11 protein-coding genes are annotated in these 7506 nt (G+C 34.5%); all 11 read left to right on the top strand.

Annotated features, from left to right (window positions below; translation table 11 throughout):
- The first annotated feature begins 41 nt into the window (after window positions 1-41).
- Window positions 42-503 (top strand): CPBP family intramembrane metalloprotease, encoded by a 462-nt coding sequence (locus tag EA412_01240; GenBank protein TVR82971.1) that lies wholly within the window; start codon window positions 42-44, stop codon window positions 501-503.
- A 235-nt stretch (window positions 504-738) separates the two neighbouring features.
- Window positions 739-1179 (top strand): DUF2384 domain-containing protein, encoded by a 441-nt coding sequence (locus tag EA412_01235; GenBank protein TVR82972.1) that lies wholly within the window; start codon window positions 739-741, stop codon window positions 1177-1179.
- A 3-nt stretch (window positions 1180-1182) separates the two neighbouring features.
- A complete protein-coding gene (locus EA412_01230) occupies window positions 1183-1650 on the top strand; it encodes an RES domain-containing protein (GenBank protein TVR82970.1) in 468 nt (155 codons plus the stop codon).
- An 83-nt stretch (window positions 1651-1733) separates the two neighbouring features.
- Complete coding sequence (locus EA412_01225; GenBank protein ID TVR82969.1) at window positions 1734-2165, top strand: hypothetical protein; 432 nt, start codon at window positions 1734-1736, stop codon at window positions 2163-2165.
- Window positions 2166-2350: 185 nt separating this feature from the next.
- Entirely contained in the window at window positions 2351-3850 is a 1500-nt protein-coding gene (locus EA412_01220) for a hypothetical protein (protein TVR82968.1), read from the top strand.
- Window positions 3851-3932: 82 nt separating this feature from the next.
- A complete protein-coding gene (locus EA412_01215) occupies window positions 3933-4334 on the top strand; it encodes a hypothetical protein (protein TVR82967.1) in 402 nt (133 codons plus the stop codon).
- Between the two features lie 124 nt (window positions 4335-4458).
- Window positions 4459-5190, top strand: coding sequence for a hypothetical protein (locus EA412_01210; protein ID TVR82966.1), 732 nt, complete (start codon window positions 4459-4461; stop codon window positions 5188-5190).
- Window positions 5187-5879: a hypothetical protein gene (locus tag EA412_01205; GenBank protein ID TVR82965.1), complete on the top strand. Its 693-nt coding sequence runs from the start codon at window positions 5187-5189 to the stop codon at window positions 5877-5879. The genes EA412_01210 and EA412_01205 overlap by 4 nt, the downstream gene beginning before the upstream one ends.
- Window positions 5867-6355, top strand: a complete 489-nt coding sequence (locus tag EA412_01200; GenBank protein ID TVR82964.1) for a hypothetical protein — start codon at window positions 5867-5869, stop codon at window positions 6353-6355. Before EA412_01205 ends, EA412_01200 begins: the two co-directional genes overlap by 13 nt.
- 235 nt (window positions 6356-6590) lie before the next feature.
- A complete protein-coding gene (locus EA412_01195) occupies window positions 6591-7199 on the top strand; it encodes a hypothetical protein (protein TVR82963.1) in 609 nt (202 codons plus the stop codon).
- Window positions 7200-7344: 145 nt separating this feature from the next.
- The coding region (locus EA412_01190) for an IS21 family transposase (GenBank protein ID TVR82962.1) at window positions 7345-7506 on the top strand (162 nt) is incomplete at its 3' end.

Raw genomic sequence — 7506 nt, 5'->3', positions numbered from 1 at the left:
TATATGGGGTTAACCCGGTTTCGGAAATCGTTTTTGACCCCATGAGTATGCTGGCTCTTCTGATCATATCTACCATTACAGGTGCCACGGGAGAAGAACTTGGCTGGCGTGGATTTGCCCTGCCACGGCTTCAGATGAAAATGAGCGCCTTATGCGCCAGCCTGGTTCTTGGAGTAATCTGGACCATGTGGCATCTTCCCATGTGGTTTGCAGGTCTGGGTTATGAAAAAATTCCTTTTGCAGCCTATGCAATACTTGTCATGTCTTACACAGTAATTATTACCTGGGCTTGTAACAATTCAAGAGGAAGCATGGTAATTGTAACACTTTTTCATCTGATGATGAATGTTGCAATGAATATACTCGAAGTTCAGGCTTTCTTTGTTTATGCCTTGCTGGTTTTGGTAATTACTGTTTTGGTGGTTTCACTTTATGGACCATCAAAACTGTCAAAAGCCGCAGAATTGCCCATTGATAAAGACACCGGTGAATGGGTGAATTAACTTAACATGAGACACCGGCTAAATTAACCTTTCAAATAAACACAGATTATGTGTTTACCGGAGATCCTATTGAGGTATTTGACAGTATAAAATGGAGTCTGGCGATAATCGTAGCCCATAAATAAACTCTTCAACCCAACCCATTTATTTAACTAAATTAATTGCCACTGAAGTAAATTTTTACTATCTTCGTTCATGTAATAAAATATTTTATCAAATGATAGAAGAAAAAGAAATAACAACCAGGCATTACCTGAAACTTTCAGAAATACTCGGAAGAGAAGATGTGCCGGCGAATATTCAAAGCCCGTTTGATTTTATCATACTTGCCAATGAAGGTATAAGCGTCAGGATGATATTAAATTTCAGCAAGTATTTTAATCTAACGAAGAATACTGTTGCTGAACTTTTAAATATTTCTGAACCTACTCTGTATCGATGGACAAAAGCAAACAAAAAATTAGAAAGAAATTTCTCAGTTAAACTATTTGAAATTGCAGACCTGTTCTTATACGGAGAAGAGGTATTTGAAAACAGAGATGATTTCTTCAAGTGGTTGAATCTGCCAAATGAAGCTTTAGGTGGGTTAGAGCCAAAAGAACTGATAGAAATACCAGGTGGTGTTTCAAAAGTAAAAGATGTTCTTGGAAGAATTGAATACGGAGTTTACAGTTAAGGTATGCATGTTTTTAGAATCACATCCAGGAAGCATGCAGGTGACCTGAGTGGATACGGAGCTGCAATGTTTGGCGGACGCTGGAACAAAAAAGGAATACCGGTATTATATACCGGTGAAAATAAGGAAATTGCCCTCCTGGAAACACTGGTCCACACCCCGCCGTTATTGATACCAGAACTGGATATTCTCACTCTTGAGATACCCGATGAATCTATAACCAAAATAGAAATTGCAGATTTGCCGGAAAACTGGAATGTATATCCTGCTCCGGTAATTTTATCAGAAATCGGAAAAAAGTGGATTAAAGAAGGAAAAACCATAGCACTTAAAGTGCCCAGTTGCATAATTCATAGCTCCCATAATTACATATTAAATTGCAGACACCCTGAGTATTCAAGAGTCAGAATAGTAGAAAGAAAACACTTTAAATTTGATTCAAGATTAAAGAAATCACCTTTGGTCTTATAACTATATGTATTGATGAAAAGTAAAATAAATAGTTCTGCCTTATATAAATGCAATCAAGATTTTCATAAACTAAACCAATTCAAATGGACGTCATATTAAATTCCACAAACCAGATAAACCCTGTTTCCATCATAATCATTGCCGGGTTTATCATTTTTCTTCTCTTAATTTATGTGATTCCAACCGGGCCATGGTTTTCTGCAATAGTAACAGGAGTGGATATAAATATTGGAGAGATACTATTATTGCGTTGGAGAAAAATACCGGCTGAAAACGTAATCAATGGATTAATTATAGCGAAAAAAGGCGGCATAACTGTAACCTCCAAACAGTTACAAGCTCTATACCTGGGCGGGGGAGACATAGAAAATGTAGTCCACGGATTGGTGGCAGCAAAACACTTAGGATATGATATACCCTTTGACAAAGCAGCAAAGGCCAATATTAAGGGTCTTGATATTATAAAGGCCGTAACGGGTAAAGCATTGGATGAAATAAATCAGGATAACAAATAAATACACTAAACCTTAGCCCAATTTCTGAATCACTAACAATCACGAGCACTAATATCTTTTCGTAAATATTCAGATAAAAAGCATAAATTATTCTCCTGATAATTTTATATTTGGATGTAAATTGAAAAATCCGGCAGGGTTATGAGACGAACTGCCATTATACCTCTTTTTAAAAAAGACAAATTATGCTAATTGATGACATTTTGAAAAAGATTAAACTCTCAGATAAACATAGAGGGTATTATATGTTCGAAACATTTATCTTAAACTTATTAAAAGTTCATTTAGACAAGACTAAGAAACCATTTGTATCACAGACAAGAAGAAATGGATTTGACGGATACGCACCAGAAGGGATAGATGAAATAAAAGGAAAAACCCAAGTTGAAATAAAATTTAACCTTGAGAGCATGCCCTTAAAAAGATTTCTTGACCACACAATTCACATTCAAACAATACTTTTTGATAACGAACCATTTGAGAATCTCCTTTTCATAATTCCAAATCCGATTTCTAACAAATTTCGAGAATTCTTCTACGGTAAGTTCCAAGATCAAAAGTTGCCCTTTAAAGTTTTTATTTGGGGGCCTGAGGATATAAACAAAATTGTTTCGAAAAATCGTAAAGAAGCCAATGAAATAGCAAATAATTTATTCTCTTTGAGAATTGAATCTGCGATAGTCAAGAGTTCAAAAGATTGGAAAAAGGAACGTGAAGAAAAGGTTGAGCTATTGAACAGACTTTATAAAAAGGGGCAATTTTCACTTTTTTTAGGAGCAGGAGTTTCAAGTAGTGCGGGCATGCCTGATTGGAATACATTATTAAACTCACTATTTGTCACCTATTTAACAAATGAATTTGACGGAGAGTCCAAAATTATTGATTTCGATATTAAGCAGATTGTTCATAGGCTTAATCAAATAGATGAACCGTCTGCTTTGATGGCTGCTAGGTATCTAAGAAAAGGTCTTGATAGCCGGAGTACTGAATCACAAGAATTTACAAAGGCAATAACGGAAAATCTTTATAAACTGCGTGACTATAATAAGAAAGTTGATTCTGACTTAATAAAAGCAATTGTTGAGTTGTGTATGCCTTCGAGAACAGGAGCAAAAGTTAAATCTATTATTACTTATAATTTTGATGATTTAATTGAAAGACAATTAGATGCGCAGTCAATACAATATCACAGCATTTATTCTGATAACGACTTCATAGACCCAGATGAATTGCCAGTTTTTCACGTTCATGGTTTTCTACCTGAGAATACTGAAAAATATGAAGGGCTTGAAAAAAGCACCTTAGTTTTTTCAGAAGAAGGCTATCATTTGATTTACTCTGATTCTTATCATTGGTCAAATCTTGTGCAACTGTCCAATCTGAGGGAAAACCACTGCTTAATGGTCGGTCTCTCAATGACTGACCCGAACTTGAGGAGACTATTGGATATATCTTCCAGAAATACTGATAAGACAAGACATTTTACATTTATGAATAGACTTACAATAGAGAATTTTATGAAAGTTGATGACAAAAATGTTATTGATAATGTAGATGGAGCAAAAAAGTTTTTGGACAGGCATCATAACCTTAATGAAGAAATTATGAGAGAATTAGGTGTTTCAGTTATTTGGTACACAGAATATTCTGAAATATCTGATATTTTGAGATATATAAGAAAATAAGGAAGGAAAGTATAAGAAAATTAGCTGACTTCCAAAAATCATTCCCGCAACTAAAGATTGAACCCCACCCTTAATTTTACCCATGGACCTCATCATTATAAATAATCCCATTATGCAATCAACATCAGCTAATTTACTTTTAAACACCTACCCCGGTGAGACAATAATTACACTAATTATTTTAATTCTTGTTCTGATCCTGCTCAGAGGATTCTGGCTCTGGTACTGGAAAGTCAATCTTATTTTGAAAAATCAGCAAAAAACAAATGATCTCCTTGAACAGATCATCAATGTGCATACCACCGGCAGGCGATACGGTAAGCTTGAAGAAGGGGAAGTAATGGTTAAAATACCCTTACGGGAGAAGTTAAGAAAACTACCAGGGAAAAATGGGAAAATCTCAAAGCTAAACATTCAAACCAAACCAAATATATATTACTTGATGACAATGATTCTTCTATTGACCAATAATATTCAAATATAAAGCATGAATTATTCGATTGATACTTTTATATTTGGGAATGAATTGAAAAACTCGGTGAGGCTAAGATGCAAACTGATGTTGAATAAAGCATAAAAAATGTAACTTTGAAGAAAAATATATTCAAATGAAAGATATAGATTTAAGATATCAAACTGTACTTTTTGGGAATTTTGAAGATATAGGCCCAAAACCAGAAACATTAAAATATTTTATTGATAAGTTTTCTGATAAAGAATTAATTCCAACCACTTTTCAAGAGTTAACTCCACAAGGACCTATCAACAGATTTAGTTTGATTACGAGTGATGAAGTTTGGTTATTAGAATTTAGTTCAAACAGACTTGATATTCAAAAAACAAATAAGAATGTAGGTCTTACTAAGATGGGCACTTTAGAACAATTCATTATTGATATTAAAAGAATGATCAAGATAATTGATGAAAAATTCCCAAGAAAGTTTAATAGATTATCCCTCGTTACTCGATATTTACTTAAACCTATGGTTGATAAAGAGTTCTCAGTGATATACAATAAATTGAATAATTCCATTGATATTTATAAAAATAATGAGATTGCAGATTGGAAAAACAGAACTGTATCAAGAATCCCCTATCAAGTAGATAAATCTGAAGAGCTATTTAATGTTATAAGTGAAATTAAGAGGACAAAAGGAACGTTAAGTATTAACTCAAAAGTTGAAAAAATTGATAGGGTTGAATTACATTTCGACATCAATACATATCAAGGTAATACAGATTTTAGATTTGACTGCAATTTGTTTGATTCTTTCATTGACGTGGCTTATAAACTTGAATCAGAATTGAAAACTAAATATCTTAAATTTATAGAATCATGAGTGTTCTTGAAAAGTTTCTTAAATCAGATTTTTCATCTAAAGACAAAAAGACTGACTTAGATTTGTTAGATGAATTATTTAGTGGTAACAGCACAAATAAAAGTCTAGAAAAGAAGCAGCCATTACCAACAAAAGAGTCATTTCTAGATTTAGATAAAATAGATGATACGTTTCTAGATCTTTTTCTTGAGGATGAAGATTTTCAGTTTTTAAGTAGTAATGATTCCACAGAAAATAAAATTAACTCTCTTCGCTCAAGAATATTAGACAAAAAATTTACTAATGATTTCTTGTCCATTTTACGAGAAGAGGATTTTGAGTTTGGTTTTATATCACGTAGCGAAGAGCTATTAAATGAGCAATTAAAGATTAATGCACTTGCTACAAGAAATTGGTTAAATGAACTATTTATCAAGCATTTTTCTGATGAAGTAATAATAATTGGTATTCTCAGAATTATTGGGAGATTTGAACCTACCCAAATATTTCCTCAAGGTCAAACAATAGCCTTAGCTGCACTTAATCATTCTAATGATGAAGTAAAAGAACTTGGAATTAGAGCGTTTGAAAAGTGGTGCAATATTGAATCTCTTGAAATATTGAAAAAAATCCAAGTCGAAACAATTTGGCTAAGAGAATATATTGAGGAAGTAATCAAGGATTTTGAAGAACAACTATGCCATTATTAGTAAGAAAGATAAGTAAGGCGAAATGGTATCAAATAGATATCGAAAATAACAATGATGTTAAAGCAGATGCTGTAACAAATTGCCTTAAAACGACAAAAAACAGCTTATCCGTTTGGAGAATTGAGTCAGAAGATGATCTTGATGAAGCTGTATTAGCTTTAGTGTCTAATCAGGATCATCTTGACACTATTGATGTTGTAATACTTGAAGAAAGTACATTAATTGGTTACAAGCTAAATATAGTTGCCTCACCTGGAGACACTCCTGTTGAAAGTCTTATTGAAGCTCATAGAGATATTGCAGACCTAACTTTTACAAATTTAGGGTTAGTTAAAGACCATATAGTAGAAAGAATCCGAAAACATAAAATAAAAAGATATACTATCGGTTCACTAAAAAAACTATTAAAGGTTGCTATAGAGAAGGGAATGCTAAATAAAACTGGTTTAAAAGAATCTGTCCAGAATAAAATATAAAAACCAGCAGACTATATAGTTTAAATATAATATGGGTGAATTGTGGATAATTAATGAATTATTTCTAAACATATATTTGAATAAGTTGTAAGAAAAGTGTATTTAACATCTCATTTAATTTATATTGAATCGTTGATTAAAACCATTATATATGAATTCTTACATATGAGTTAATAAATTAGCTGTTAGCTATATACTACCACCAACTCTCCCAAAATTTCCCTATTTTTACCCCATGAACAACGAAGCCCATGCCAGGATAAAGATCAACCGGTTGCTTGAGGAAGCGGGTTGGCGGTTTTTGGATGGAGATGGGGGGAGAGCCAATATTCTTCTGGAGAATCATGTGAAGATCACGCAGAATGTCATAGATGCGTGGGGCAACGATTATGAGCAAACCAGCTCCGGCTCGCTGGATTTTCTGCTGGTTGACAGTGACAATAAACCCGTTTGTGTGCTGGAAGCCAAGAAAGAGAGTCTGCACCCCTTGGTAGCCAAGGAACAGGCCCGGAAATATGCAAAGGCTTCCGGTGTGCGGTATGTGATCCTCTCCAATGGTATAGTGCATTACTTCTGGGATATTACCAAAGGGAATCCCAAACCCATTTACAAGTTTCCTTCGCCGGATGAGATCGGGGCCATCCGTGACTGGAACCCCGACAGGAATGCGCTGGCCGCAGAACCGGTTTCCAACGATTACATCGTTAAGGTTCAGATGCCCGATTATGCCCAGCGGCCGGAGTGGAACGGCAACATTGAAACCAGCAAGGATTTTATCTGGACCAACGGTCTGTGGATATTCCGGACCATACTGACCCCTCTAAAACCGGAAAATATTTCATAAAAAACATCTGCCATTCCGGCGGATATTGACCCCCCTTATTAGAAAACAGGAAGTTTTATTTCGGAGCATATTGACCCCCTGGTTTCAGAGCTGGTTTTGTTTACTTAGCGTATACAGATACACTAAGTTTTAAAAAAGAGCAAAGATGGCCGGAAAACCAAAACCTATGAGTCAGATAAAACAACTGATAAGGCTACACCAGGGCGGAGCAGGTAAAAAAACCATCGCCAGCAACCTTGGATTGAGCAAAAATACCGTAAAGGCTTATATCAACAAACTGGAGAGCCTTAAGTTAGACTTTAACGAG

Source organism: Chitinophagaceae bacterium (genome assembly GCA_007695095.1).
In the GTDB taxonomy this organism is placed as follows: Bacteria; Bacteroidota; Bacteroidia; order Chitinophagales; family REEL01; genus REEL01.
Note: the sequence above shows the minus strand (reverse complement) of the source record. Positions and strands in the feature narration are given on the sequence as shown.

Excerpts from the sequence above, each read along its gene's own strand:
- EA412_01240 (TVR82971.1), top strand. The coding sequence starts at position 42 with ATGAGTATGCTGGCTCTTCTGATCATATCTACCATTACAGGTGCCACG.
- EA412_01230 (TVR82970.1), top strand. The coding sequence starts at position 1,183 with ATGCATGTTTTTAGAATCACATCCAGGAAGCATGCAGGTGACCTGAGT.
- EA412_01225 (TVR82969.1), top strand. The coding sequence starts at position 1,734 with ATGGACGTCATATTAAATTCCACAAACCAGATAAACCCTGTTTCCATC.
- EA412_01220 (TVR82968.1), top strand. The coding sequence starts at position 2,351 with ATGCTAATTGATGACATTTTGAAAAAGATTAAACTCTCAGATAAACAT.
- EA412_01215 (TVR82967.1), top strand. The coding sequence starts at position 3,933 with ATGGACCTCATCATTATAAATAATCCCATTATGCAATCAACATCAGCT.
- EA412_01210 (TVR82966.1), top strand. The coding sequence starts at position 4,459 with ATGAAAGATATAGATTTAAGATATCAAACTGTACTTTTTGGGAATTTT.
- EA412_01205 (TVR82965.1), top strand. The coding sequence starts at position 5,187 with ATGAGTGTTCTTGAAAAGTTTCTTAAATCAGATTTTTCATCTAAAGAC.
- EA412_01200 (TVR82964.1), top strand. The coding sequence starts at position 5,867 with ATGCCATTATTAGTAAGAAAGATAAGTAAGGCGAAATGGTATCAAATA.
- EA412_01195 (TVR82963.1), top strand. The coding sequence starts at position 6,591 with ATGAACAACGAAGCCCATGCCAGGATAAAGATCAACCGGTTGCTTGAG.